This is a genomic window from Streptomyces sp. NC-S4 (assembly GCF_054353315.1).
This window is the reverse complement of the sequence record NZ_CM135937.1, coordinates 4,120,001-4,145,491: the sequence shown is the minus strand read 5'-3', so window position 1 is coordinate 4,145,491 and position 25,491 is coordinate 4,120,001. Positions and strand designations below refer to the sequence as shown.

The following is a 25,491-nucleotide window of genomic DNA, read 5'->3' as shown; positions in this document are numbered from 1 at the left end:
ACCGCTCACAGGGACGGGGAGACATCCTCCGACCTGCACGAGAGCGCCCCACCCGCTTCGGGTGGGGCGCTTTCTCGTACCCGCCAAATCCGGTGACCCCGTGGGCCGGTGAGGGTAGCGTCGCCGATCATGACGCCCGTACTCCGTACCGAACGCCTGCTCCTCGACCCGTACACCCCCGAGGACGAGGAAGGGTTCGTCGCGCTCTTCCAGGACACCCGGGTGTCCCGGTGGATGGGGGACGGTCCCGCCTCCGAGGCCGAGGACCGGGCGCTCTTCGGGCGGGTCTTCACCAAGGTCTACGCCGAGAACCTCTTCGACGTGTGGGCCGTGCGCCGGGACGGCCGGCTGGTCGGGCACGCCGAGATCAAGCGGACCGACGAGGTCGACGGCCACGAGATCATCTACGCCCTGGCCCCCGAGGCCTGGGGGGCGGGCCTCGGGTCCGAGATCGCCGGGGCGCTCGTCGCGTACGGCTTCGGCGCCCTCGGCCTGACCGAGGTGCACGCCACCGTGGCCGACGCGAACGCGGCCTCGCTGGTCCTGCTGGAGCGCATCGGCTTCACCCATGTCCGGGACGTGCGGGAGGACGACGGGAGCACCACCCGCGTGCTGACCCGCCGCCGGGATCGGGACTTCGACCTGCGGTGACGCGTGCCCGCGGGCGTGTCGGCGGTTAATTGGTCGGCAGCCCTCCCCGGATGGCGTAGAGTTGTGTTTACCGACGCGGGGTGGAGCAGCTCGGTAGCTCGCTGGGCTCATAACCCAGAGGTCGCAGGTTCAAATCCTGTCCCCGCTACTCAGTACGAAGGCCCGGTTCCTCCAGAGGAACCGGGCCTTCGTCGTGCTCCGGCCCCGCAGGCCCCTCTTCCCGTGCCCCGTCATCCGTCGTCATCCGTCCGGCCGCCGTCAGGTCGCCCGTGGATGCTCCTGCCGCCAGCCTTGAGGGGCGAGGAGGCTGCGGGCCCGGACCCGTGCGGCGGACCGGGCGGCAGGAGAGCAGCGTGGTGGGGCAGGGCCGGCAGGGCAACGGCGGGCGCGCGGGCGGGAGCGGTGCGACCCGTCGCGTGGTCCGGGTGCTGCCGGTCGCGCTGATCGCCCTGGGGATGGTCTTCGACGTGCTGACCCCGCCGAGCTTCACGGGATCCCCGTTCTTCACCGCGGCCCCGCTGATCGCCGCCCCGCTGTTCACCCTCTGGGCCACGGCGCTGACCGGCGCCCTGGCCGTGTGCGCGGTGTTCGTGCTGCACCTCCTCGACGGCACCGGCCGGCAGGTCGAGGCGCTGACCGAGCTGGTGACCGTACTGACCGTCGCCGGACTGGCACTCCTGATCAACCGCATGGTGCGGCGCAGCGGCGAGCGGCTCGCCTCGGCGCGCGGGATCGCCGAGGCCGCGCAGCGGGCGGTACTGCCGAAGCCCGCCGAGCGCATCGGGGGGCTGCACGTCTCCGCCTGGTACGAGGCCGCGCAGGCGGACGCCTTCATCGGCGGCGACCTGTACGCGGTCCAGGAGACCCCGTACGGCGTGCGGCTGGCGGTGGGCGACGTACGGGGCAAGGGGCTGGGGGCGGTGGAGGCCGTCGCGGTGGTCCTCGGGGCGTTCCGGGAGGCGGCGGACACCGAGCCCACGCTGGAGGCGCTGGCGCAGCGGCTGGAGCGGGCGCTGGCCCGGGAGGGCACCCGGCGCGACGGCCTGGACGCGGTGGAGGGGTTCACGACGTGCGTGCTCGGGGAGATCCCGCCGGGCGTGGGTGTGCTGCGGCTGCTCAACCGGGGCCACCCCGAGCCGCTGCTGCTGCACGGGAACGGTGAGCTGGCGGTCCTCGCCCCGGCCGAGCCGGCCCTGCCGCTCGGCATGGGCGAGCTGGGCGGCCGGCCGGACCTGGTGCAGGAGTGGGACTTCCCGGCGGGGACCACCCTGCTGCTCTACACGGACGGGCTGACCGAGGCCCGGGACGGGGCGGGGGAGTTCTACGATCCGGCGGACCGGCTGCGCGGGCGGATCTTCCCCGGGCCGCAGGCGCTGCTCAGCGCGCTCAGCAGCGATGTGCGCCGGCATACGGGCGGCGGTGCGACGGACGACATGGCGCTGCTCGCGGTGGGCCGGCCGGGGGAGCGCGAACCGGAGCGGCGGCGGACCGTGCCGGTGGTGCCGCGCGGCGATGCGATGTGACGCTCGGTAGCGGAGAGGGCGCTCTCCGCAAGGTATTTGATTGACCGTCATTTTCGGCCTGTGGCTGGAGAGGTGGGGGAGTCGCCTGCTTTTTGCACCGATTGGTGGGTTTTTGTTGGAGAAAGGGGTGGCCAAAGCTAGTCGGTGCGTGGCTGATTGGCCGGAACGATCAAGCGGAGCAGCTTGGAATCACTCCCCTACGTCTATTACCTTTCGATAACGCAGCGCGGTCGTCCCAGTCGTCGCAAGAGACGGCACCGTGCGCCCGCGCGTCCCCGCGCGTCGATGAGGAGCGTGCCCTGGTGGCCTCCAACTTGCCTGCCCCTGAAGGCACCGAGATCCAGGAGCCGCCCACCGCGGGTGCCTGGGGCGAGTGGAATCCCACCGAGGATTCGGTGCGGCCCGTCCGCGGCAAGCACCGGGTCGCCAAGCAGCGCGGGGGACTTGCCCGCAGCTCCACCGTGCTCGGCGTCGGTGTCATCGCGGCGGTCGGTGCCGGCGGCATCGCCACGGCGCAGGACCGGCCCCAGGTCGCCATATCCCTGCCGGCCATGCCCGCCCTGCCTGATCTGCCCGACCTGATGACCGGGGACAACGCCCGGCAGGAAGACGGCGGTTCCGGATCCGCGGCCCAGGCGAACGGCCGCACGGGAATCATCGAGCAGCAGTCCGCCCAGGGCGCGGACGCGGGCGAGGCGTTGCGCAACCGCATCCTCCAGCAGGCCGAGTCCCAGCAGGACGCCGCCGAGGCGAAGGTCCGGGCGGAAGCCGAGCAGGCCGCGCAGCAGGCTGCCGCCCAGGAGGCCAAGCAGAAGCTGGAGGAGGCCCGCAAGGCCGCCGAGGAGGCGAAGGCGCAGGCCGAGGCGAAGGCCAAGGAAGAAGCCGAGGCCAAGGCCGCGGCGGAGGCAGCGGAGGCGGCGGCCGCCAAGGCCGAGCAGGAGCGCCTCGCCAAGCCGTCCGGCAGCTACTCCCTGCCCACCTCCGCCTACACCCTCACCTCGCACTACGGGGACTCCGGCTCCATGTGGTCCTCCGGCCACCACACCGGCCTCGACTTCGCGGCCCCGACCGGGACCCCGGTCAAGGCCGTGGCCGCCGGAAAGATCACCTCGGCCGGCTGGTCAGGCGCGTACGGCTACCGGATCGTGCTGGAGCTCCCGGACGGTACGGAGATCTGGTACTGCCACCTCTCCTCGATGTCGGTGACCTCCGGCGCGGTCGGCGCCGGCGAGACCATCGGCCGCGTCGGCGCCACCGGCAACGTCACCGGACCTCATCTCCACCTGGAAGTACGCAAGGGCGGAGCGACGCAGGACCCGCTGGCGTGGCTGAACTCCAAGGGCCTGAACGTCTGAGACCCGCCTCCGGCGCGCCGCGGTCGAGGTCCGGCGCGCCGCGGTCGAGGTCCGGCGCGCCACGGTCGTGGTCCGTCCGCCGCGGCCCCGGTACGTCCGTCCTCGCGGCCGCCGGGTCCAGAGGGTCGAACCACGGCGGAACCAGCTCCTCCAGGACCGCCGCCCGGGCCAGCGCGGGACCCGCCGTCGCCCGGGACCGCCAGAGCCGGTGCAGCAACTCCTGCTCCCGGCCCGCGAAGTCCCGCTCCCGTACGGGGCCGCCGCGCCGCGCCCGGTTCCGCAGCAGGGCCAGGGCCGCCGCGTCCGCCTCGTAGCGGGCGACCGTGCGTCCGGCCGCCCGGCCCCCGCTGTGCCGGGCCAGGGCGCGGGCCAGTGACCGGGCCGGCATCGAAGCCAGGGCCGGGACCTCGGCCGGGCCGAGCCAGCCCGCGGCCGCGTACAGCGCGAGCTCGCCCTCGACGGCCCGCAGCCGGTCGCGCCTTATCCGCACCGCCAGCCACACCAGCAGCCCGAACACCGGCACCATCACGCAGCTGTAGACCACGTAGAACCCGTGATCCCCGAACTGCGAGGAACCGTTCCACAGCGCGTGCATGCCCATGGCCAGTGCCAGGCCGAGCAGCGGCGGGAAGATCCGGCGGGAGCGGCGGACACTGAGGGCGGCCACGCCGAAGCCCAGTCCGGTGAGCACGGTGAACAGCGGGTGCGCGAACGGCGACAGCACTATCCGCACGAAGAAGGTCGCCACCGTCACCGATTCCAGCACGCCGCTGCGGTCGGCAAGGTCCTCCACGAAGGCATTGCCCAGGTAGAGGATGTTCTCCGTGAAGGCGAAGCCGGTGGCGGTGAAGCCGGCCACCACGAACCCGTCGGCGGGGCCGCTGAAATGGCGTCTTCGGAACGTGAACACCAGCAGCAGGGCGGCCGCCTTGGCGCTCTCCTCCACCACCGGGGCGATGGCCACCGAACCGAGGTGATCGGCGGCGGAGGCGTCCGTGGTGGCCGCGGCTATCCACTCGGTGGCGAAGTTGTTGGCCAGTATCGCGATCAGCGCCGCGGTGCAGGCACCCCAGCCGAAGCAGAACAGCAGCTGGGACCAGGGCACGGGCGCGGCCCGGCCCAGCCACCGGAAGGCCGCCATGAGCGGTGCCACCGGCAGCAGGGCCAGACCGAGACCGACGAAGAAGCCTTCGGTGCCGGTCTGTTCCCGCACGAGTTCGAGGATGGCGATCCCGGTCGCGGCGAGCAGGGCGAGGAGCACGCACGTGCGGACCGTGCCGGACGGACGTGGGAGCACGAGTTGGAGCGCTCGGTACACACCATGACCCTAGCGATCCGCTCCGACACGCGCGGTGACCTTGTCAGTTCTCCGTGCGACGGAAGAGCAGATCGTGTACGAGGTGGCCCTTGTCGAGGCCCTGGCCCTCGAAGCGGGTCAGCGGCCGGAAGGCGGGCCGCGGGGAGAAGCCGCCGTCGGGCTGCGTGTTCTCGAAGTCCGGGTGCGCGGTGAGCACTTCGAGCATCTGCTCGGCGTACGGCTCCCAGTCGGTCGCGCAGTGCAGCACGGCGCCGGGCGCCAGGCGGGTGGCGGCCAGCGTGAGGAAGTCGGGCTGGATCAGCCGGCGCTTGTGGTGGCGGGCCTTGGGCCACGGGTCCGGGAAGTACACACGGATACCGGCCAGCGAGTCGGGCGGCAGCATCTCGCGCAGCAGGATGATGGCGTCGCCGTTGGCCACCCGGACGTTGGTCATCCCGCCCCGCTCGGCGAGCGCGAGCAGGTTGCCCTGCCCGGGGGTGTGGACGTCGGCCGCGAGGATCCCGGTGCCGGGGTCGTCGGCGGCCATCTGGGCCGTGGCTTCACCCATGCCGAAGCCGATCTCCAGGACGACCGGGAGGCCGCCGAAGAGCTCCTCGAGGTCGAGGACCCGGTGGCCGTCGATGTCCATGCCCCAGGTGCCCCACAGGCGCTTCAGGGCCTCGCCCTGGCCGGTGGTGACCCGGCTGCGCCGGGGCTGGAAGCTCCGGATCCGCCGCTCGTGGTGCGAGCCGGCCGGGTCCGGCGAGGGCCCGTCGGGGAAGCGGGGCTCGGTGCGCCACTTGGGCGGCACGTACGAGTTCGTCTCCGGCTCGGCGTCCTGGAGGCGGGGCGACTGGGGGTTCAGGGACTCAGACACAATGCGCTGATTCTACGACGGGGGGCGTGGGAGCCGCCGCGCGAGCGCCACTGCCGCCGGTGCCCGGCGAGGCCGCCCCGGGGGAAGGCCGGAGCGGCCCGCGGCCCGCAGCCGTCGCCCCGCCCCCGGGGACGGTCAGGACGAGCCGAGGGTCCGCAGGGCGCGGGTGGCGATCTCCCGGCCGATCGGGAGGGAGGCCGTCGCGGCCGGCGAGGGGGCGTTGAGGACGTGGACCGTGCGCGGGGCGTCGCGGATCAGGAAGTCGTCCACCAGGGTGCCGTCGCGCAGCACGGCCTGGGCGCGGACCCCGGCCTCGGCGGGCCGCAGGTCGGCGGCGGTGACGGCCGGCAGCAGGCGCCGTACCGCCCGGGTGAAGGCCTGCTTCGACAACGACCGGTGGATCTCTCCCGTCCCGTACCGCCAGTGCCGTGCCGCCATCCGCCAGGAGCCCGGCCAGGCGAGCTCGTCCGCGATGTCCCCGGGCCGCACCGTCGACCAGGCGTAGCCCTCGCGGGCCAGCGCGGGCACGGCATTGGGGCCGACGTGGACTCCGCCGCCGATGCCCCGGGTCAGGTGCACCCCGAGGAAGGGGAACGCCGGGTCGGGCACCGGGTACACCAGGCCCCGGACCAGGTCCGGCCGTGCCAGGTCGTAGTACTCGCCGCGGAAGGGGATGATCCGCATGCCCGGGTCGTCCCCGGCGAGGCGGGCGATCCGGTCGCACTGGAGGCCCGCGCAGTTCACCAGCACCCGCGCCCTGACCACCAGGCCGGACGTCGTGCGCACCGCCACGGCCGAGGCGCGCCGGGAGATCAGGTCCACGGCGCCGCCGTAGACGATCTCGGCGCCGGAGGACTCCGCGAGCTGGGCGCTCACCCGGCCGTAGTCGACGATCCCGGTGCTGCCGACATGGATCGCCGCCAGCCCCTGCACCTCGGGCTCGTACTCCGTGATCTGCGCCGGGCCGAGCTCGCGCACCGGGATGCCGTTCTCCCGGCCGCGCTGGACCAGGGCGTGCAGCCGGGGCAGCTCCTCCCGCTCCGTGGCGACGATGAGCTTGCCCGTCACCTCGTGCGGAATCCCGTGCTCCGCGCAGAACTTGACCATCTCCGCGGCCCCGCTCACCGCGAAGCGCGCCTTCAGGGAACCCGGGCGGTAGTAGATCCCGCTGTGGATCACCCCGCTGTTGCGGCCCGTCTGGTGCCGGGCCGGGCCCGACTCCTTCTCCAGGACCACGACCCTGGTCCCCGGAGCCAGGCGCGACAATGCATGCGCCGTCGACAGGCCGACGATCCCGCCGCCGATCACCAGCACATCGCAGTCCACGCCGCCACCCACGCTGACACCTCCCACCCCTGCATACTGCACCCCGGCACCGACAACGCGGCCACGCGGCCCCCCGGAAGACCGGACTCAGGCCGGCGCCACCAACAGCGGCCGGGCCCGCTCCCTCAGCTCTGCCACACGCGGCTCGTCCCCGTACGGTTCCAGGCGGTGCAGCAGGTCCCGTACGTATTCGGTCGTCCGCGCCGAGGAGATCCTGCCCGCCACCTCCACCGCCCGGGTGCCCGCCGCGCACGCCGCGTCGAGATTGCCCGATTCCAGCTCGGCGACCGCGCTCACCACCAGCCGCAGCCCGTGCGAGCGCACGTACTCCTCGGTGGGGCGGGACAGGGCCTGCTCGGTGAACCGCCGCACCTGCCGGGGGAGTTTCAGGTCCCGGTAGCATTCCGCGGCATCCGCCGCGAAACGGTCGTACGAGTAGAAACCCAGCCAAGTCGGATCCGGATCGCCTTCCCGGGACCGCTCCAGCCAGCCCTCCGCCGCCCGCAGCGCCGCCCCGGCGGCGGTCGAATCGCCGGCCTTCGCGTGCGCGCGCGCCTCGACCAGCCGGAAGAAGCTCATGGTGCGGGCGGTGGCGAGGCCCCGGTTGCGCTCGACGGCCGCCTGCGCGAGGTCCACGCCCTCGTCGGGGAAGTCCCGGTAGGTCGCCTGCAGGGACATCGAGGCCAGCACGTAGCCGCCGAGCGGTACGTCCGCGGCCGCGCGGGCGAGCCGCAGCGCCTGGATGTAGTAGCGCTGGGCCGCCTCCTGCTGGCCGGTGTCGAAGGCCATCCACCCGGCCAGCCGGGTCAGCTCGGCGGTCGCGCCGAACAGCGCGCGGCCCACCTCGTCGGTGTACGAGCCGAGCAGCAGCGGCGCCGCGTCCACCCGCAGGCACTCGGGAACCATCGACGAACGCCAGTCACCGCCGCCGTACTTGGAGTCCCAGCGGCGCGCGTCCTCGGCGGCCTCGCGCAGCTTCGACACGTCGCTGTGGCCCACGCGCTGGCCGTGGTCGCGCGGCGTTTCGGGTCCGGGCTGGGCGGGCACAACCGTGGACGGCGGGCCTGTCGACGGTCCCGTCATCGGGCCTGCCAGACCTGTCATCGGGCCGGTCGTGCGGCCGTCCGGGGAGGGCCGGGAAGCTGGTGCCGCCGTCGCTTCGCGCGCCGGCGCGCCGTGAGCCGAGGGGGTCGCCGATACGGGGCTCTGGACCATGGAGTGCTGCGCCGCGGGGTCGGGCGCGGCGGAGCCGGGTGCTGAGGCGGAGGCACCGGCCGTCGGCGCGCAGGCCGCCGCGTGGCCGGCTGCCGCGCTGCCGCCCGCCGCGTCGTCCGTCGCCGTCTCGTCCGGCGTCGGGGTGCCGGACGAGTGGTGCGGAGCGCGGCTGCCCGCCGGCTCCCGGGCCACCGAGCTGTCGGCCGGAGATATCAGCCAGCGCGAGGCGGGGGTCGCGTACGCCGCCACGGAGAAGGAACCCGCGAGCGACTGCCAGATCCCGCCACCGCCGCGCCGCCCGGCGAGGTCGAGCCGGTAGAGGTCGGTGGCCGAGCGCACCGCCGCGCCCACGTCGCGCGGGAAGGCCAGCCCGACCTCCGGCGCGGGGTCGGCGTCCGCCAGGCCGATCTCGTGCAGCGGCACAGGCCGCCCCAGCTTCGCGCCGATGGCGGCGGCGATCAGATGCGGGGCGGCGCCCTGGGGCACCATCCCCTTCGACACCCACCGGGCCACCGACGTCTTGTCGTACCGAAGCGTCAGGCCGCGCTGTGCGCCGAGGTCGTTGACCCGCCGGGCCAGCCCCGCGTTGCTGATGCCCGCGAGGGCGAGGACGGCGCCGAGCTTCTCATTGGGCTCGCGGAGCTCCCTGGACATGCGCCACCCCTCGTCACACGCGGAACGCAGACGCCGCCGGGGCATAGGCGCCCGGCATTTCGTAAACCCAGCGTAGTTCCCCGCCTCCCAAGCGTTAAGGCCCTTACTTCCGTATGGCGGGATTGTTGTCCGTTTGCACAGTCCGCCCCGACCCCGGAGCCGGGGCGCACGTGTCATCGCGTGCTCCGTCCGTGTGGCCGTGCGCCCGCCCGTGCGCTCTGGCCGGTCCCCGGACCCGGCGATTCGATGTGCGGTGCGTGGGTCGGCCCGCCGCCTGACCGGGCGGGTCGGGGGACGCCGCTGCCTCAATCCCCGCGGGTGGCGGAACGGTCCGGGGGGCGGATTGCGCCCCCCGGACCGCGCCCCCCGCGCCGGGCGCCGGCCGCCCGTGACGGCCCTTCCGGCGGCCGAAGAATGGCTGAAAGCGACCTGTGGGGCGGTGGGAACGGAACGTCAAATACCGAGTTGCCGGGGCGTGTTCGTTTGCGTGTGCGCCCCCTTTAACCCCTCTCGCACGCCTGTCCCGTGGCAGCATGGACCCCGAGCCACCCGGGGTCCCGCGGCCGCGCGCCCAGCGCTGTCCGTGCTGCCTGTGCCCCGGTCATGTGCCCACGGGCTGGGGAGGCGGCGGTGCGCTGGTTGGTGGGTTGGAGCAGTATCGCCGCGAGCTTCGGCACGGCCGGAAGGGTCTCCGGCCAGGGCGGCCACAACGGATACGGCGACGGCGGCGCGCCCCTGCGCGGCGGCCTCGCGGACGCCGCCCATCCGGACGACCCCGGCGCGGACGCGGAACGCACCGTCCACCCCGTCGGCGCGCAGCTGCTCTGGGGCGACCCCGACCCCCTCTGGGCCGTCGGCGACTGGCGCCCCGACGAGATCCGCACGCTCACCGCCGACCCCGCCGATCCCTTCACCCGGCTCGCCGTCCTCGGCTGCTGCGGCGCGACCGACGCCGAACTGCGCCGCGCCCTCTACGCCGCCCGCGGCGGCGCCCTGCGCCACCTCACCCAGTGGTCCGGCAGCTACACCGCCGTCGTCCAGGCCGGCCGCCGCATCACCGTCGTCGGTGACCTCGCGGGCGCCCGGCCCGTCTTCTACACCCCCTGGGCGAGCGGCACGGCGTACGCCACCGCCGCCCTCCCGCTCGCCGACCTCATCGAGGCCCAGCTCGACATCGGTCACCTCGCCGCCCTGCTGGCCTGCCCGGACAGCCCCGAGGCACTGGGCGACGGCACACCGTACGCCGGGGTCCGGCGCATCCCGCCCGGGCACGCGCTCATCCTGCGCGAGGGCTCCCGCGAGATCACCGGCTACGAGCAGGTCGCCTCGCTCGCCGTGGCCGCCCCCGAGGCCGATGCCGAGCGCGCGGTGGAGGGCGTACGGGAAGCGTTGGTGGACGCAGTGCGCGCCCGGCTCACGGCTCCGCGGCATGCTCCCGACGCGGCTCCGCCGTACGATCCCGGCCCCGTGCCCGGAATGGGCCCCGCCGACCGGCGCGCCGCCCGCGGCGCACCGGCCCCCGGGGTGGGCGCCGACCTCTCCGGCGGCAGCGCCTCCGCGACGCTGGCGCTGCTGGCGGCCGGTCTGCCGGGGGCGCCGGGCAGCCTGCTGAGCCCCGCCGGGGCGCGGCTGCTGGCCGTCACCTTCAACGACCTGGCCACCCCGCAGGGCCGCGAGGCCGAACTGGAACGGGCCAGGGCCATCGCGGCCGACCCGCGCCTGCACCACGTCGTGGTCGCCGCCGCCGCGGAAGCCCTCCCGTACGCCGAACTCGACGGCCCGCTCACCGACGAGCCCGGCCCCTCGCTGGTCTTCGCCGCCCGCGAGCGGCGCCGGCTGGCCGCCGGCTCGGCCGACCACTTCACCGGGCACGGCGCCCGCCAGGTCCTCGACGCCCACCCGGCCCGCATGGCCGACCTCCTGATGGACCGCCGGCGCCGGCACCTGCTGCGCCCGGTGGCGGCGCTGGCCCGTTCGGCCTCCGCCTCCGGAGCCTCCGGGGAGTCCCTGCTGGTCCCGCTCACCGTGTACTCGGCGGCCAGGAGACTTGCCCGTACGACGTACCGCGCGGGCATGGAGGCCGCCGCCGCCCGGCTCCGCGAGGGCGGGGTAACCGAGAGATCCTCCGGTCCGGTGGACGCTTCCCTCGCCGCCCTGACCTGGGCGCGCCCGGGACCGGCGGCGGGCTGGCTCACGGGGGAGGCACTGGCGGAAGTATCGATCCGTCTGATGGTCGCGGCCGGCCGGCCACCGGTGTCGCTGCGCCCGGGGGAGGCCCGCGCCCGCTCGCTGCTCGCCCGTCACGCCGCCGACCACCGGGTCTTCGAGCAGGCGGTGGAGGTCCGCAGCCAGCGGCTGCACGCCCCCTTCCTGGACAACCAGGTCGTACGGGCCGCCCGCGCCCTGCCCGAGTCGCTGCGGGTCCAGCCCGGCGCCCGGGCCGCGATCCTGCGCAGCGTCCTGTCCTCGGCGGGGGTCCGCGAGTTCCCGCCGGGATGGGGTGCCACGGACCGCGTGCCGAACGAGACGGCGACCCGGCTGGGGCTGCGCGCCGCCCTGAGCGGCCTGCTGGACCTGTTCGCGTCGCCGCTGCTCGCGGACGCCGGGCTGATCGAGGCCCGGGTCGTGCGCCAGGCCCTGCTCGACGCGGCGGACGGGCACCCGGTCCCGCTGGACGGGCTGGCGGAACTGGTCTCGATGGAGCTGTGGCTCGGCCGTCTGCTGGCCCGGCGCGGTACCTGCTGGACGGGTACCTCCACGGCGCGGCGCCGGGCGGTGCCGGAGGGGGTCCCCGTGCACCGGCCGGCGCTGTCCTGACGGCCCGGGCTCAGGCGGTGAGCACCAGGGCGGTCGCGATGGCCGGGCCGAAGGCCCCGCCCAGCTGGTAGCAGAGGGCGAACAGGCCGATGGCCGTGGGGCGCTGGGGATCGGGGGCGCTCGAAGCGGCGTGCATCGACAGCACGGCGTTGGCGCCGGTCGCCGCGAACATCCCGCCCAGGGTGGCGACCAGCAGCAGCGGACCCCAGCTCGCGAACACCGCGATCGCCGCGGCCGACGCCCCGACCCCGACGAGCACCGTGCGGACGGCCGCCCGGCTCATGCGCGCCGAGGCCGCGGCCAGCAGCCAGGAGAGCGCGGATCCGGCGAGCAGCGCCACGAGCTGGCCGGTGGCCGCGGTGGCGGTGTCCCAGCCCGCCCGGTCGGCGAGCAGCCGGGGTACGGAGAACAGCAGGGTGAAGTACGAGGCCGAGAGCGTGAGGGCGAGCAGCGCGGAGCCGAGGAAGAGGGGCCGCCGGACCAGCGCGGCCGGGACGAATCCGCCGGGGCGCCGGCGTACGTGGAGCGCGAGCAGTACGGCGGCGAGTGCGGCGGAACCGAGGGCCGCGGCCGGGGCGTGGGGCAGCAGGACCAGGGCGGTGGCGAGCGCCGTCAGCAGGGCCGCGCCGCGGGCGTCGAATGCGTCCCGAGGCAGGGCGGACGAGGCCGGTGCGGCCGCCGGGGTCGTCGCGTACCGGCTCACCATGGGTACCGCCAGGACCGCGATCACGGAGACGGACAGCGAGAGCCGCCACGAGAGTGCCTGTGAGAGCTGTGCGCCGAGGAGCGGGCCGGACGCGCCGAGGACGCCGAAGCCGGCGCTGATCACGCCCATCCGGCGGGCCGAGCCGGCCAGGCTCATGGCGATGGCCGCCAGGCCGGCGCCGCCGGCGGCCTGCGCGGCCCGCCCGGCGAGGGCGAGCGGCAGCCAGGGGGACGCGGCGACGAGGAGGGTGCCGCCGAGGAGGAGGGCGCCGGCCAGGTGGAGCGCCGCCCGCAGGCCGCGGCGGCGCAGCAGTCCGGCCAGCAGGGGGGTGCCGACGGCCATGGCCCAGGCGTAGGAGGCGACGAACCAGGTCGCGGCCCCGGCGCTCACCCCGAGGGAGCGGGCCATGTCCGGAAGGATCAGCACGGGGGCGTTGGCCCCGGCGGCCAGGGGGGTGGCCAGCAGCGCCAGCCACAGGACGGGGACGGGGCCCACCCGGAACGTGGCGCGGGCGGTGGCGGTGGCGGTTGTGGTCACGGGGGTGATGGCGGTGGTGGTCATGGGTGGCGCCCGCTCCGATTCATCTCAAGGCTGAGAATCTCAACGTTGAGATAAAAGCATGCGGTTCTCTCAACGTCAAATGTCTGAACGTTGAGATATCTTGGTGGGGTGCGGGGGCACGAGCGAAGGAGGAGCAGCGCATGAGCGACGCAGTGGACGCGATCGTCGGCCAGTGGGCGGCGGAGCGCCCGGATCTGGCCGACATCCTGTGGCCGGTGGAGGTGGTGGCCCGCATCCAGCGGATGAACCGCGTCATCGACAAGCACCTGAAGGCCTTCGCGACCGAGCACGAGCTGGAGGTGGGCGAGCTCGACATCCTCTTCACCCTCTGCCGCTCCGGCCCCCCGTACGCGCTGACCGCCGGTGCCCTGATCCCGGCCGCCATGGTCACCTCCGGCGCGATCACCAACCGCATCGACCGCATGGAGGCCAAGGGCCTGGTCGAGCGGGTGAGGGACGGCCAGGACCGCCGCACGGTGCGGATCCGGCTGACCGAACGGAGCCTCGCGCTGACGGAGACGCTGATCACCGAGCACCTGCGCGGCTACGCGGAGCTGCTCGCCCCGCTCGACCCCGCCACCCGCACCACGGTCGCCGAGGCCCTGCGCACGCTCCTGGAGGACAACGGGGACACCTCGCTCACCTAGGCCGTCTCTTTCGGATCTTGCCGGGCCCGCGCTGCCCGGCACCGCACCTCGCCGCGTTGTCGGGGCGCCCGGACGCCGCGGGATCGGCAGACAAGATCCGAAAGAGCCGGCCCGGGGGCTCAACGGGCCGGGCAGAATTGCCCGGTGCGGTATCTCATCCTGGGTGTCACCGAGGCGCGCGACGAGAGCGGCGCCCTTCTTCCCGTGGGCGGCGCCCGGTTGCGCGCGCTCCTCGCGGCCCTCGCCCTCCGGGCCGGCCGCCCGGCCTCGGTCGCCGAACTCGTCGACGACGTCTGGGGCGACGACCCGCCCCTGGACGCCCCCGCCGCCCTCCAGGCCCTCGTCTCCCGGCTCCGCCGCACCCTCGGCGGCCGCGACGCCGTCCACTCCGCCCCCACCGGGGGCTACCTCCTGGCCGCCGACCGCGACGACATCGACCTGCACCGTTTCGACCGGCTCGCGGTCCGGGGCGGCCAGGAACTCGCCACCGATCCGGCCGCCGCCTCCCGCACCCTGCGCGCCGCCCTCGCCCTCTGGCGCGGACCCGCCTTCGCCGACCTGCCCGAGCCCGCCCGCACCGCCCATGCGGCCGTCGCCGAGGCCCGCCGCACGGGCGCCCTCCGCCAGCGCATTGAGGCGGACCTGCGCAGCGGCGCCACCGCCCCGGCCGCGCTCCTGCCGGAGATCGAGACACTGGTCCACGAGTCCCCGTACGACGAAACGCTCCGCGCGCAGCAGCTCCGCGCCCTGCGGGCCGCCGGCCGCCCCGCCGAGGCCCTGGCCGCGTACGAGCGCACGCGCCGCGCCCTCGCCGACGGCCTCGGCACCGACCCGGGCCCCGAACTCGCCGCCCTGCACGCGGAACTCCTCCAGCCGCAGGCCCTGCCCCTGCCGCTCCCGAGGCCCCCGCAGCCCCGGCCGGAGGCGTCCGACACCCCGGGCACCCCGGACACCCTTGGCAGCTCCGACGTCCCCGATGCCCCCGGCGCCCCCCGCGGGAACCTCCGCCCCCGCCTGACCTCCTTCGTCGGCCGCGAACCCGAACTGGCCGCCCTCCGCAGCGATCTGGGCCGCCTGCGTCTCGTCACCCTCACCGGCCCCGGAGGTTCGGGCAAGACCCGCCTCGCCGAGCACGCCGCCGCGGCCCACCCCGAAGCCGGCTGGATCGTCGAACTCGCCCGCCTGGACCAGCCCGCCGCCGTTCCCGGCGCCGTCCTCAGCGCCCTCGGCCTGCGCGAGAGCTCCCTCGTCACCCGCGAGACCCCGAACCCGGCCGCCACCGACCCCACCACCCGACTCGTCGAACACTGCGCCCACCGCAGCCTGCTGCTCGTCCTCGACAACTGCGAGCACGTCATCGGCGCCGCCGCCGAGCTCGCCGAGCGGCTCCTCACGCACTGCCCCGGCGTGCGGATCCTGGCCACCAGCCGCGAACCCCTCGGTGTCCCGGGGGAAACGGTCCGCCCCGTCGAGCCGCTGCCGCCCGACCCCGCCCACCAGCTCTTCGCCGACCGCGGCGCCTCCGCCCGCCCCGGCTTCAGCCCCGCCGACGACCCGGCCGCCGTGGCCGAGATCTGCGCCCGCCTCGACGGTCTGCCGCTCGCGATCGAGCTGGCCGCCGCCCGGCTGCGGCTGCTCACCCCGCGCCAGATCGCCGACCGGCTCGACGACCGCTTCCGCCTCCTGACCAGCGGCTCCCGTACCGTCCTGCCCCGCCAGCAGACCCTGCGCGCCGTCGTCGACTGGTCCTGGGAGCTCCTCGACGAGGCCGAACGCACCGTCCTGCGCCGACTGTCCGTCTTCGCCGGCGGCTGCGACCTCGCCGCCGCCGAAGCCGTCTGCGCCGACCCCACCGATGACCACGACCCCGCCGACGTCCTCGGCTCCCTCGTCGACAAGTCCCTGGTCCTGGCCGAACCGGGCCAGGGCCCCGGCAGTGACGGCATGCGCTACCGGATGCTCGAAACCATCCACGAGTACGCCGCCGAGCGCGCCGCCGCCCACCCCGCCGACGCCCGGGCCACCGCCCGCCGCCACGCCGCCCACTACCTCGCCTTCGCCGAGGAGGCCGAACCCCTGATCCGCTCCGCCGCCCAGCTCCCCTGGATCCGGCGCGTCGAGACCGAGCTCGACAACCTCCGGGCCGCCCTCCACACCACCGTCGTGGAGAACGCCGACACCGAGGCCGGCGAGCGCCTCGTCTTCGCCCTCGGCTGGTTCTGGTGGCTGCGCAACTACCGCGCCGAGGGCGCCGAGTGGACCACCCGGACCCTCGCCCTCACCTCCGGGGTGCCCCCCGAGGGCACACCCGCGTACTGGCGTTTCATGCGCCTGCTCGTCCTCGACATGTTCCTGCTCGCGGAGAGCAATTCCGCCGAGAAGTTCCGTACCTCCGGCTACCGGGACCTCGCCACCCGCATCAAGGAAACCTTCCGGCAGGGCTCCCCGGAGACCACCCGCTTCCCCGGAATGCTCTGGCCCGCGACGACCTTCCTCACCGGCACCTCCCTCGACTTCCACGCCGACCTCGACCGGTCCGTCGCGAACTGCCGCGCCCACGCCGGGGAATGGGAACTGGGCGTGGTCCTCATGCTCCGCGCCCACGTCGCCATCGACGTCACCGGAGGCCTGGCCGACGTCGACGCCGACCTGGCCGAGCTGCACGAGCTCGCCGAGCGCGTCGGCGACCGCTGGACCCGTGCCCAGGTGGCGGGGGCGGCCGGGGAGGTCGCCCTCTCGCGCGGCCGGTACGCCGACGCCCGCATCGAGTACGAGGAGTGCCTGCGCCTCGCCCGCGAGGTCGGGGCCACCGTCGAGGCGCCCTTCGCCATCGCCCGGATCGCCGAGACCGCCTACTGCGCGGGGGACATCGACGACGCCGAGCGGCTGCTGGCCGAGGCCGACCGGGAATCCGACCGGTACGGCGGGGTGTACGACGTCAGCACCTTCGCCCGGCTCCTCTCCGCCCTCGTCGCCCTGGAGCGCGGCGACGACGCCCGGGCGCGCAAGGAGTGCGACCGGGCCCGTGCCGAAGCCGAACGGTTCACCGTGCCCGCCCAGCTCACCGCCGGGCTGGCCATCGTCGACGCCGTCCTCACCGGCCGCGAACAGGGCCCGGTGGCCGCTCTGACCAGGATCGGTCCGGCCATGGCCGCCGCCGTCGAGGCCCGGTGCGCCGAGCGAGTCCTGGCCGGCATGGCCGAGGCGGCGGCCCTGCTGCTGGCCGACGCCGACCGCCCTGCCGAGGCCGTACGCGCCTTCGCGGCGGCCACCACCTGGCGTGCGGGGCATCCGCGCCCGGTTCCGGAGAGCGTCGCCGTGGACGGCCTCCCGGAGCGGGCCCGCGCCCTGCTCGGCCCGGACCGCTACCGCCGCGAGGAGGAGGCCGGCGCCGGGCTCACCCCGGCGGCCGTCGCCGCGACGCTGACCGGGGCGTTCAGCGGCAGCTGAGCACGGAGTCGGCCCAGCTCGCCAGCGTCGGCAGGCCGCCCGGCCCGGCCTTCTCGACGACCAGCCGCAGCGACGTGCGCCCCGCGAGGGAGACCTGCACGGCCGCGGGCGGGTCCTCGTGCCCGAGGGCGGCGGACTGCCAGACCCGCTCCCCGTCGGCGTACACGGAGAACCGCACCGAGCCGTTCGTGAGCAGCGACAGGCCGTCCACCCCGGCCCACGCCGAGAAGCTCGTGCACTGCCGGTTGAGGGTGATCTCCACCGAGGACCGCGAGTTCACGGTGATGCCGTGCGCGAAGCGCCGGCCGCCCACCTCCAGCCCGCGGCGCTGCCACACCCAGCCGCTGCGCCAGGTCTGCAGCTCCGGACCGCTGTGGTCCCCGTACACGGAGTGGGCGAGCCCGGCCAGCTGGAACCCCTGCGGAGGTTTCGGGGCCGGCGGCGGTGTCGGCTTCGGGGAGGGACGTTCCGGGGACGGAGTGGGGGAGGCCTTCTCCCGGCCGGGGGAGGGCGACGGGGACGCGGAGGGCGCGGGTCCCGGAGCCGCGGAGGCCGAGGGCGTCGGTCCGGGCCGCGGAGCTACGGAGCCCTGCGCCGCCGGCGGTTCCGGCGCGGGCGGTTCCGGCTCGGCCGGGGCCGGAGCCTCCGGGGCCGCAGGGACGGAAGGCACCGACGGCACCGCCGGCGCCGCCACACTGGGCGCGGGCTTCGCCCGGACCCGCGGCTCGGTGTCGTCCCCGGACAGCGCGAACACCACCCCGGCGGCCGCGGCCACCGCGATCCCGGCGGCGATGGCGGCCTTGGCCGGCAGCCCGAGCCCTTCGGCGGCCACGGACCCCCCGGCCCCGCCACCCGCTCCGGCAGCCCCACCACCGGCACCGGCGGCACCCGCGGCCCCGCCCGCGGCCGAACCCCCGGCGGCGGCTGCGGCGGCCCCGCCCGCGGCGACGGCTCCACCGGCCAGCACCCCGGCGGCCTTGCCCGCGTACCCGGCGGCGAACCACCCGATGACCGCGACCGGAAGCAGCGCCGGAATGCCCGCGTTGACGTCCTGGAGCTCCCCGGCGGCCAGCCGGCACTTCACGCACTCCTCCAGGTGCCCCCGCAGCCCCCGCTCCGCCCGCATCCGCAGCCCGCCCCGCGCGTAGGCGCCCAGCCGGTCCGCGTAGCGCGCGCAGTCGCCGCCCTCGCTCAGCGCCGAACTCACATGGGCCTGCAGATAGGCCTGCTTGAGGCCTTCCCGGGCCCGACTGGCCAGCACGGCGGTCGCGTTGGCGCTCAGACCGAACAGCGGGGCGATCGCACTCGGCGACGCCTCCTCGACGGTGGTGTGCCACAGCACGGCCTGCCACCGCTCGGGCAGGCTGCGGAAGGCCTGCATGGCCAGCGACCGCTCGGCCTCGTGCATCGCCCGGACATCCGCGCCCAGTTCGAGCGTGTCGCCACCGGAGAGCCCGGAGAGCCCGGACAGAGCGGCCCCGCCCTCCGAACCCGTGGAGGCCTGCTCGGCGAAGACGGCGAAGTCCTCGACGAGTTGCTCGCGCCTGGCGGTCTTCGCCCAGGCCGCGGCGACCCTGCGCACGGTGGTCAGCAGGTAGGCCCGCACCGACTGGTCCGGCCCGGCCCCGCCCCGTACCGCCTGCAGGGTCCGCGCGAACACCTCGGCGGTCAGGTCGTCGGCGGTGTGCGCGTCCCGGCAGCAGGACCGGGCGTAGCGGCGCACCGAATCGGCGTGCCGGCGGAACAGCTCCTCGTACGCGCCGTCGTCACCGCCCCGCATCCGGGCGATCAAGTCCCCGTCGGACGGAGGCAGCTCGCCGCCGGTGCCTGCGGGGCCGGGTCCGGAAGAGCCCGAGGGGCGTGCGTGCCGCCCGCCCGGGTCGCGCTGCGCCGGCACCTGTCGGGCGGGCGGACTGCCCGCCTCCACCTCGCTGCCGCCGCCACCGCGTGGCTCTTCCCGACCGTCAACGCTCATCGCGGAGACTCCCGCACGACACTCTCAACCGGTACACCGGCCAAGCGTGTCACACGGGGGACGGGCACCGGACCCGTCTGCGCGCCTTCCACCCGTCCGGGCACATTCCGGCGAATCGCCCTACCGGGCCCCGCCCGTGCCCGTCCGGGTCACACGGTCCGCGACCGCAGCCCTTCGAGCAGGATGTCGAGCAGCCGCGTCGAGGCCGCCGCCTGCTGCGCCGGGTCGGGCAGCGCGGGCGCCGCCGTCGCTATGACCAGCAGCACATCGGCCACCGTGACATCGGCACGCAGCTCACCGGCCTCCCGCGCCCGGTGCACCAGCCGGCCGACGACCTCCAGCAGCGCACCCGCACCCGCGTCGTCCGAGGGCTCGTTCTCGACGGAGCTCCGCGTGCCCACGACCCGCAGGTCGGGAGCCCCGGCGGACGGCACGGCCTGCCGCTGCTGCGGCACCCGGGCGGCTTCCGCCTCCTCGGCCTCGTCCTCGGCGGCCGAGCCGACCCGCAGGACCTGCGGCGGCAGGAGCCGCCCCGCGCCCGAGGCCACGGAGGTGCGCAGGAAGCGCGACAGCGCCTGCCACGGCTCCTCCTCCTGGCCCAGCGCGGCCTTGGCCTGCTCGGTCAGTCGAGCGGTCTCCTCCTCGGCTATGCGCCGCACCAGGACGTCCTTGCTCGGGAAGCGCCGGTACACGGTGCCGACGCCGACCCGGGCGCGGCGAGCCACGTCCTCCATCGGAGCCCCGTAGCCCAGCTCGCCGAAGACCTCGCGGGCCGCCCGCAGAACGTGCTCCAGGTTGCGCTGGGCATCGACGCGCAGCGGCGTGGACCGGCCCACACCGTGCGTGGTGCCGCCCGCGATGCCGCGTCCGTTGCTCTCGACCGAGAGCGCGGTCGCAGAACCATGGAAATCGGAAATGTTCATATGTATCCCCCGGTAATCATTTGTCTCCCCCCGGAGACACTCCCCGCCTTCACGTCGAGGTGGCCACGGTCTCGGGCCCGGTCCTACTCCTCGACGAGATACGAACATAGTTGAGCCAGAGTCAATTCAGAAGAGGCAGCCCCGGACGGAGCACCGCCCGATCGGAGCATTCACCCCCACTTTTCCGATCCGTGCCTCCGGAATCTTGCATTCCGTATGCCTTGACCTGCAGATTTTCGCCACAAGCTGAGGTCCTCTTGCCCTCCGCCCCAGCACTCACTCCGGTCACACAATTTGCCGGGCCTGTGGACAAACTCCCAGCCACGTTGCGTCATGGGATGGTGAAGGCTGCTAACTCCCGGGGCACGGACCCCGGTACCCCGCCCCGTACGCGCATCCTGATCGTCGGCGGCGGCTACGTCGGCATGTATACGGCGCTCCGCCTCCAGCGAAAGCTGAGAGCCGGCGAAGCCGAGGTCACGGTGGTCAGCGCCGAGCCCTACATGACGTACCAGCCCTTCCTTCCCGAAGCGGCCGCGGGCGCCATCTCCCCACGGCACGTCGTGGTCCCGCTGCGCCGCGTCCTCGGCAAGTGCCGCATCGTCATCGGCGAGGCCCAGCGCATCGACCACGCCAAACGGACCGTGACCGTCAACACCCTCGCCACCGCCGACGAGGGCACCGGCCCCGTGGAGATGGAGTACGACGAACTCGTCCTCGCCCCCGGCTCCATCTCCCGCACCCTCCCCGTCCCGGGGCTCGCCGACTACGGCATCGGATTCAAAACGGTCGAAGAGGCCATCGGACTGCGCAACCACGTCATCGAGCAGATGGACATCGCCTCCTCCACCCGCGATCCCGCCCTCCGCGACGCAGCCCTCACCTTCGTCTTCGTCGGCGGCGGCTTCGCGGGCGTCGAGGCCCTCGGCGAGCTGGAGGACATGGCCCGCTACGCGGCGCGGTACTACCACAACATCAAGCCCGAGGACATGAAGTGGGTCCTCGTCGAGGCCAGCGACCGGATCCTCCCCGAGGTCGGCCCCGAGATGGGCGTCTACACCGTCCGCGAACTGCGCCGACGCAACATCGACGTACGCCTGGAGACCCGGCTCGAGTCCTGCGAGAACCGCGTCGCCGTCCTCAGCGACGGCGCCCGCTTCCCCACCCGCACCGTCGTGTGGACCGCCGGCGTCAAACCGCACCCCATCCTGGCCGCATCCGACCTCCCCAGGAACGAACACGGCCGCCTGGCCTGCACCTCCTTCCTCACCGTCGAAGGAGTCGAGCACGCCTGGGCCGCGGGCGACGCCGCGGCCGTCCCCGACATCACCGCCGGCGAGAAGGGCCGCGTCTGCGCCCCCAACGCCCAGCACGCCGTCCGCCAGGCCAAGGTCCTCGCAGACAACCTCCTCGCCGCCCTGCGCGACGAGGTCCTGACCGAGTACGCCCACAAGTACGCGGGCTCCGTCGCCTCGCTCGGCCTGCACCGGGGCGTCGCCCACATCTACGGCCGCAAGCTCAAGGCCTACCCGGCCTGGTTCATGCACCGCGCCTACCACCTCAGCCGCGTTCCGAGCTTCAACCGCAAAATGCGCGTACTTGCCGAATGGACCCTCTCCGGCCTCTTCAAGCGTGAGATCGTCTCCCTGGGTTCCCTCGAACACCCCAGGGCAGAATTCGAACTGGCCGCAGGCGGCGGCCCCAAGCCCCCTCCACCTCACCCCGCCCCCAACCCCCCGCAGAACGGCCAGGGCTGACGTTGTCAGTGCGGTCGGCCACACTGGACGTGTGACCATAGGTGCGCTCACCCCTGCACAGAGTGACATCGTCCAGTCAGCGACCGCCCACGAGCGACACAGCGACCACTCGCGACACCACGAGGCTTGAACGCAGTGAACTTCACGCGCTGGAGCGCCCGGTTCCCCGGAACGCAGCGCCGCGCCGCCGCCCGGTCCGAACACGCCGCCGCCCAGGCCAAGCGAGGTGAAGGCGCGGTCCCGGCAGCCCGCGGCGGCCGCGCCGACCCCGCGGCCGAGCGGTCCACGCCCGCCGACGGCCGGCCCGCCGACCCCACGGTCTCCGGGACCGGAAACGGCGGCACCGGCACCACGGGCACAGGCCCGGGCACGGGCACGGACACCGGCGCGCCCACGCCGACGTCCCCGGCCGCATCCCCGCCCCGGCACGCCGGCGTCCTCACCACCGTGCCCTCCCTCGACGAACTCTCCGTACGGGAGGTCCTCGGCCGGCTCCCGGCCCTGGTCGCCCTCGTCCACGGCCCCGAGCACCGTGTCGCCTACGTCAACGACGCCTACACCGCCGGCTTCGGTGCCCGCACCCCGGGCGCCCCGGCCCACGAGGCCCTCCCCGAACTCGGCGAGCTCGGCCTCCTCCCGCTCCTCGACCAGGTCCAGCGCAGCGGCAGGTCCCGGACCGCCAAGAACCGCACCGCACCGGGCGGCGGCAGCTCGTACACCGTCACCTGCACCCCCGTCGAGTTCCCCGAGTCCGACACCGACGGCGAGCCCGCACCCCACCACACCGGCGTCCTGATCCACCTCGCCGACGTCACCGACCACGCCGAAGCCGTCGAACGCCTCCGCGCCAGCGAACGCCGCCAGCGCGAGGCCGCCGTCACCCTCCAGCGCTCCCTCCTCCCCCAGGAGCTGGAACAGCCCGACGACCTGCGGATCGCCGCCACCTACCAGCCCGGCGGCACCGAGGCGGCCGTCGGCGGCGACTGGTACGACGTCATCACCCTCGGCGCCGGCCGCACCGCCCTCGTCATCGGCGACGTCATGGGCCGCGGCGTGCGCGCCGCCGCCGTCATGGGCCAGCTGCGCACCGCAGTCCGCGCCTACGCCCGCCTCGACCTGCCCCCGCACGAGGTGCTCCAGCTCCTCGACGGCCTCGCCGCCGAGATCGACGCCAGCCAGATCGCCACCTGCGTCTACGCCGTCCACGACCCCAACGAGGGCCTGCTCGCGTACGCCTCCGCCGGCCACCTCCCGATCCTGGTCCGCGACGAGGACGGCACCGTACGCAGAGCCGCCGACCCCACCGGCCCACCGCTCGGCACCGGCGGCTGGCTGCACACCTCGGGCACCATCGCGCTCGGCCCCGGCTCCACCGCCGTCCTCTACACCGACGGCCTGGTCGAACGCCGGGGCGAGGACATCGACGAGGGCGTCGCCGCCCTCGAACGCGCCCTCTCCGGAGCCCAGGGCACCCCGGCGGTCATCTGCGACCGCCTGATGCGCGCCCTCGGCGTGGACGCCGACCACGACGACGACGTCGCCGTGATGGTCCTCCAGCAGCCCGCCCGTACCGGATCGGACGCCGAGCTCTTCCACAACGCCGCCCTGGAACTCCTCGGCGGCATCGAGGCGGCCCCGCGCGCCCGCGCCTTCGCCCAGGGTGTCCTCGCCTCCTGGCGGTTCCCCGTAGAGCTCTGCGACCTCGGCGTCCTGGCCGCCAGCGAGCTCGTCGCGAACTCCCTCCAGCACGGCACCCCGCCCATGCGCCTGCGGCTGCGCCGCACCGACCGCCGACTGATCATCGAGGTCACCGACGGGGACGACCACCTCCCGCGCCGCCGCCGCGCCGAACCGGCCGACGAGACCGGCCGCGGCATCTCGATCATCGCGACCATCGCTTCCGCCTGGGGCTCGCGCCGCACCCCGGGCGGCGGCAAGGCCGTCTGGTGCGAGTTCGCCCTGCCGGACAAGTAGAAGCAGGAAGGCCCCGATCCACCCGGACCGGGGCCCTCCTGCTTCCCGCACATATATACGTACGTCCCTACGCGTGCACACGCTCCACGGCGACGTCCTCGGCGACGTCCACGGCAGTCACCTCGGCGGCGGGGCCACCCTGCGCCACGACCCTGCTCGCCACCCACGGGTTGTCCTGCACCGGACTCAGCCGCCTGCCGAGCCGCAGCGCGAGAGCGGCGATCCCGAGCGACACGAGCACGAAGACCCCGATGTAGAGCATCGGAACCCCCGCACCGAGCGGCACCCCGAGCGGCCCCAGCGCCAGTGCCATCTGCTTGACCAGCGCGAAGGCCGAGTTGTACTGCCCCACCGAGCCCTCGGGCGCCAGGTCGGCCACCAGCGGCGCCAGGGTCGGCGACAGCATGGCCTCGCCGATGCCGAAGAGCGCGTACGTGGTGATGAACGCGGCGGCGGCCATCATGGCGCTGCCGTGCCCCAGCCCCGAGAACCCGGCGATGAGCCACGCCACGGTCCAGACCAGCCCGACGAGCGCGATCACCCGCGACCGGCGGCGCTTCTCGACCAGCCGGAGCACGACGAACTGCGCGACGACGATCGCACCCGTGTTGGCCGCGAGCGCGAACCCGAGGGTGGAGGGAGAGATCCCGGCGGCCTCGGTACCGAAGGCGGCCAGACCCGACTCGAACTGTCCGTAGCAGGCGAAGAAGACCACGAAGCCCAGCACGCACAGCTGCACCATGGCCTTGTGCCGGAGCAGTCGCTTCCAGCCGCTGCCGCCCGCCTGGGACGGGTCCTTCGGCACGGCGTCCTTGATGCTCGGCGCCTGCGGCAGCCGCACGCTGAGGATGACGGCGGCCAGCACCAGGAACATGACGGCCTCGATGCCGAACAGCAGGGTGAAGCTGCCGGGCCGGCTCTCGTCGACGATCTGGCCACCGAGCAGACCGCCGATGCCCAGACCCAGGTTCTGCATGAAGAACTGCAGGGCGAAGGCGCGGGTCCGGGTGGACGGGGTGGAACACCACACGATCATCGTGGCCAGCGCCGGCTGCATCACGGCCTGCCCGGCGCCGAGCGCCAGGGCCGACAGGAGGATCGCCGCGATGTCGGTGGAGAGCCCGAGGGCGAGCGCACCGACGGAAGCGGTGACGGCCGCCCCGATGACCACGGGCACCGGACCACGTCGGTCGATGACCCGACCGGTGAAGGGCAGCGCGACCAGGGCGCCGAGGGCGAAGGCCACGAACGCGCACGTGGCGGCCATGGAACCCAGATCTCGCACCTGCGCCACGTAGATGTAGAGGAACGGAACCGTGAAGCCGATGCCGAACGCGGTCAGCGCGTTGCCGGCCTGGATCCGCCGCATCGCAGCGCCCATCACCTTGGTCACTTCTCACCTGCCTTTGAGACCTGAAGCCTGAAGACTTCATAGCTAAACTTCAAGCCTTAACACTACACATCGAAGGAGTTAGACGCCAACGAGCTCGTGCGATACTTCGACCCATGGGTGACACCCCCGACGGCACTGCGGCCGTCCACGAGCCGAGCCTCGACGAACAGATCGCCGTCTATCAGCGCGAGTTCCAGGACCTGGACCCCCAGGTCGAGAAGGTCGTCTCGGCACTGAGCCGCCTGAACCGCCGCATGAACGTCGCGTACGGCCGCCAGACGGCGGCCCTGGGCATCAGCAACGCGGAGTGGGAGGTCCTCAAGGCCCTCGTCATCTCCGGCGCCCCCTACCGGATGGGCCCGAGCGAACTGGCGAAGCAGCTGGGCCTCA

General features: G+C 74.3%; 17 protein-coding genes and 1 tRNA gene (1 of these 18 running past the window's edge). 10 read left to right on the top strand and 8 right to left on the bottom strand.

The window, feature by feature from the left end:
- Positions 1-129: 129 nt before the first annotated feature.
- The 4 genes from ACXNSR_RS18285 to ACXNSR_RS18270 all read left to right on the top strand — a co-directional run bounded on the left by ACXNSR_RS18285 (position 130) and on the right by ACXNSR_RS18270 (position 3,529).
- On the top strand, positions 130-651 hold the full coding sequence (locus ACXNSR_RS18285) for a GNAT family N-acetyltransferase (RefSeq protein ID WP_458643046.1): 522 nt from the start codon (positions 130-132) through the stop codon (positions 649-651).
- Between the two features lie 74 nt (positions 652-725).
- Positions 726-799 (top strand) — tRNA-Met (locus ACXNSR_RS18280).
- A gap of 205 nt (positions 800-1,004) precedes the next feature.
- Complete coding sequence (locus ACXNSR_RS18275; RefSeq protein ID WP_458643045.1) at positions 1,005-2,174, top strand: PP2C family protein-serine/threonine phosphatase; 1,170 nt, start codon at positions 1,005-1,007, stop codon at positions 2,172-2,174.
- A gap of 302 nt (positions 2,175-2,476) precedes the next feature.
- Positions 2,477-3,529 (top strand): M23 family metallopeptidase, encoded by a 1,053-nt coding sequence (locus ACXNSR_RS18270; RefSeq protein WP_458643044.1) that lies wholly within the window; start codon positions 2,477-2,479, stop codon positions 3,527-3,529.
- On the opposite strand, the gene ACXNSR_RS18265 is transcribed toward ACXNSR_RS18270, so the two are convergent.
- From ACXNSR_RS18265 to ACXNSR_RS18250, 4 genes are all read right to left on the bottom strand, one after another.
- Complete coding sequence (locus ACXNSR_RS18265; protein WP_458643043.1) at positions 3,438-4,847, bottom strand: PrsW family intramembrane metalloprotease; 1,410 nt, start codon at positions 4,845-4,847, stop codon at positions 3,438-3,440. The two genes, ACXNSR_RS18270 and ACXNSR_RS18265, sit on opposite strands and share 92 nt — an antisense overlap.
- A 43-nt stretch (positions 4,848-4,890) precedes the next feature.
- Positions 4,891-5,637: a tRNA (guanosine(46)-N7)-methyltransferase TrmB gene (gene trmB / locus ACXNSR_RS18260; RefSeq protein ID WP_458643338.1), complete on the bottom strand. Its 747-nt coding sequence runs from the start codon at positions 5,635-5,637 to the stop codon at positions 4,891-4,893.
- A gap of 201 nt (positions 5,638-5,838) precedes the next feature.
- Entirely contained in the window at positions 5,839-7,071 is a 1,233-nt protein-coding gene (gene lhgO, locus ACXNSR_RS18255) for an L-2-hydroxyglutarate oxidase (protein WP_458643042.1), read from the bottom strand.
- A 45-nt stretch (positions 7,072-7,116) separates the two neighbouring features.
- On the bottom strand, positions 7,117-8,898 hold the full coding sequence (locus ACXNSR_RS18250) for a sporulation protein (protein WP_458643041.1): 1,782 nt from the start codon (positions 8,896-8,898) through the stop codon (positions 7,117-7,119).
- 630 nt (positions 8,899-9,528) lie between these two features.
- On the opposite strand from ACXNSR_RS18250, the gene ACXNSR_RS18245 reads away from it, so the two are divergent.
- Positions 9,529-11,715, top strand: a complete 2,187-nt coding sequence (locus ACXNSR_RS18245) for an asparagine synthase-related protein (protein WP_458643040.1) — start codon at positions 9,529-9,531, stop codon at positions 11,713-11,715.
- 10 nt (positions 11,716-11,725) lie between these two features.
- On the opposite strand, the gene ACXNSR_RS18240 is transcribed toward ACXNSR_RS18245, so the two are convergent.
- Entirely contained in the window at positions 11,726-12,982 is a 1,257-nt protein-coding gene (locus tag ACXNSR_RS18240) for an MFS transporter (RefSeq protein WP_458643039.1), read from the bottom strand.
- A gap of 140 nt (positions 12,983-13,122) precedes the next feature.
- Here ACXNSR_RS18240 and ACXNSR_RS18235 point away from each other — a divergent pair, with 140 nt between their 5' ends.
- A complete protein-coding gene (locus tag ACXNSR_RS18235) occupies positions 13,123-13,629 on the top strand; it encodes a MarR family winged helix-turn-helix transcriptional regulator (protein WP_458643038.1) in 507 nt (168 codons plus the stop codon).
- A 144-nt stretch (positions 13,630-13,773) separates the two neighbouring features.
- Entirely contained in the window at positions 13,774-17,079 is a 3,306-nt protein-coding gene (locus ACXNSR_RS18230; RefSeq protein WP_458643037.1) for an ATP-binding protein, read from the top strand.
- Here ACXNSR_RS18230 and ACXNSR_RS18225 read toward each other — a convergent pair.
- Together ACXNSR_RS18225 and ACXNSR_RS18220 are read right to left on the bottom strand one after the other, a co-directional pair.
- Positions 17,066-19,054 (bottom strand): sigma-70 family RNA polymerase sigma factor, encoded by a 1,989-nt coding sequence (locus ACXNSR_RS18225; protein ID WP_458643036.1) that lies wholly within the window; start codon positions 19,052-19,054, stop codon positions 17,066-17,068. The genes ACXNSR_RS18230 and ACXNSR_RS18225 overlap by 14 nt on opposite strands.
- A 149-nt stretch (positions 19,055-19,203) precedes the next feature.
- Complete coding sequence (locus ACXNSR_RS18220) at positions 19,204-19,977, bottom strand: TetR/AcrR family transcriptional regulator (protein WP_458643035.1); 774 nt, start codon at positions 19,975-19,977, stop codon at positions 19,204-19,206.
- A gap of 338 nt (positions 19,978-20,315) precedes the next feature.
- On the opposite strand from ACXNSR_RS18220, the gene ACXNSR_RS18215 reads away from it, so the two are divergent.
- Positions 20,316-21,734, top strand: a complete 1,419-nt coding sequence (locus ACXNSR_RS18215) for an NAD(P)/FAD-dependent oxidoreductase (protein WP_458643034.1) — start codon at positions 20,316-20,318, stop codon at positions 21,732-21,734.
- Between the two features lie 135 nt (positions 21,735-21,869).
- Positions 21,870-23,708, top strand: a complete 1,839-nt coding sequence (locus ACXNSR_RS18210; RefSeq protein WP_458643337.1) for an ATP-binding SpoIIE family protein phosphatase — start codon at positions 21,870-21,872, stop codon at positions 23,706-23,708.
- A 67-nt stretch (positions 23,709-23,775) separates the two neighbouring features.
- On the opposite strand, the gene ACXNSR_RS18205 is transcribed toward ACXNSR_RS18210, so the two are convergent.
- Positions 23,776-25,089: an MFS transporter gene (locus ACXNSR_RS18205; RefSeq protein ID WP_458643336.1), complete on the bottom strand. Its 1,314-nt coding sequence runs from the start codon at positions 25,087-25,089 to the stop codon at positions 23,776-23,778.
- A gap of 125 nt (positions 25,090-25,214) precedes the next feature.
- Between ACXNSR_RS18205 and ACXNSR_RS18200 the strand changes: the two genes are divergently transcribed.
- A protein-coding gene (locus tag ACXNSR_RS18200) for a MarR family winged helix-turn-helix transcriptional regulator (protein WP_030733189.1) crosses the window boundary here: on the top strand, positions 25,215-25,491 show its 5' portion. 260 nt of this gene lie beyond the right edge of the window; the window shows 277 of its 537 coding nt (coding positions 1-277); it begins with the start codon at positions 25,215-25,217; the stop codon falls past the right edge of the window.

What these genes read in the sequence shown, in the direction of transcription:
- ACXNSR_RS18240 (WP_458643039.1), bottom strand. Translation starts at nt 12,982, where the DNA reads ATGACCACCACCGCCATCACCCCCGTGACCACAACCGCCACCGCCACC.
- ACXNSR_RS18235 (WP_458643038.1), top strand. Translation starts at nt 13,123, where the DNA reads ATGAGCGACGCAGTGGACGCGATCGTCGGCCAGTGGGCGGCGGAGCGC.
- ACXNSR_RS18225 (WP_458643036.1), bottom strand. Translation starts at nt 19,054, where the DNA reads ATGAGCGTTGACGGTCGGGAAGAGCCACGCGGTGGCGGCGGCAGCGAG.
- ACXNSR_RS18205 (WP_458643336.1), bottom strand. Translation starts at nt 25,089, where the DNA reads ATGGGCGCTGCGATGCGGCGGATCCAGGCCGGCAACGCGCTGACCGCG.
- ACXNSR_RS18215 (WP_458643034.1), top strand. Translation starts at nt 20,316, where the DNA reads ATGGTGAAGGCTGCTAACTCCCGGGGCACGGACCCCGGTACCCCGCCC.
- ACXNSR_RS18250 (WP_458643041.1), bottom strand. Translation starts at nt 8,898, where the DNA reads ATGTCCAGGGAGCTCCGCGAGCCCAATGAGAAGCTCGGCGCCGTCCTC.
- ACXNSR_RS18220 (WP_458643035.1), bottom strand. Translation starts at nt 19,977, where the DNA reads ATGAACATTTCCGATTTCCATGGTTCTGCGACCGCGCTCTCGGTCGAG.
- ACXNSR_RS18285 (WP_458643046.1), top strand. Translation starts at nt 130, where the DNA reads ATGACGCCCGTACTCCGTACCGAACGCCTGCTCCTCGACCCGTACACC.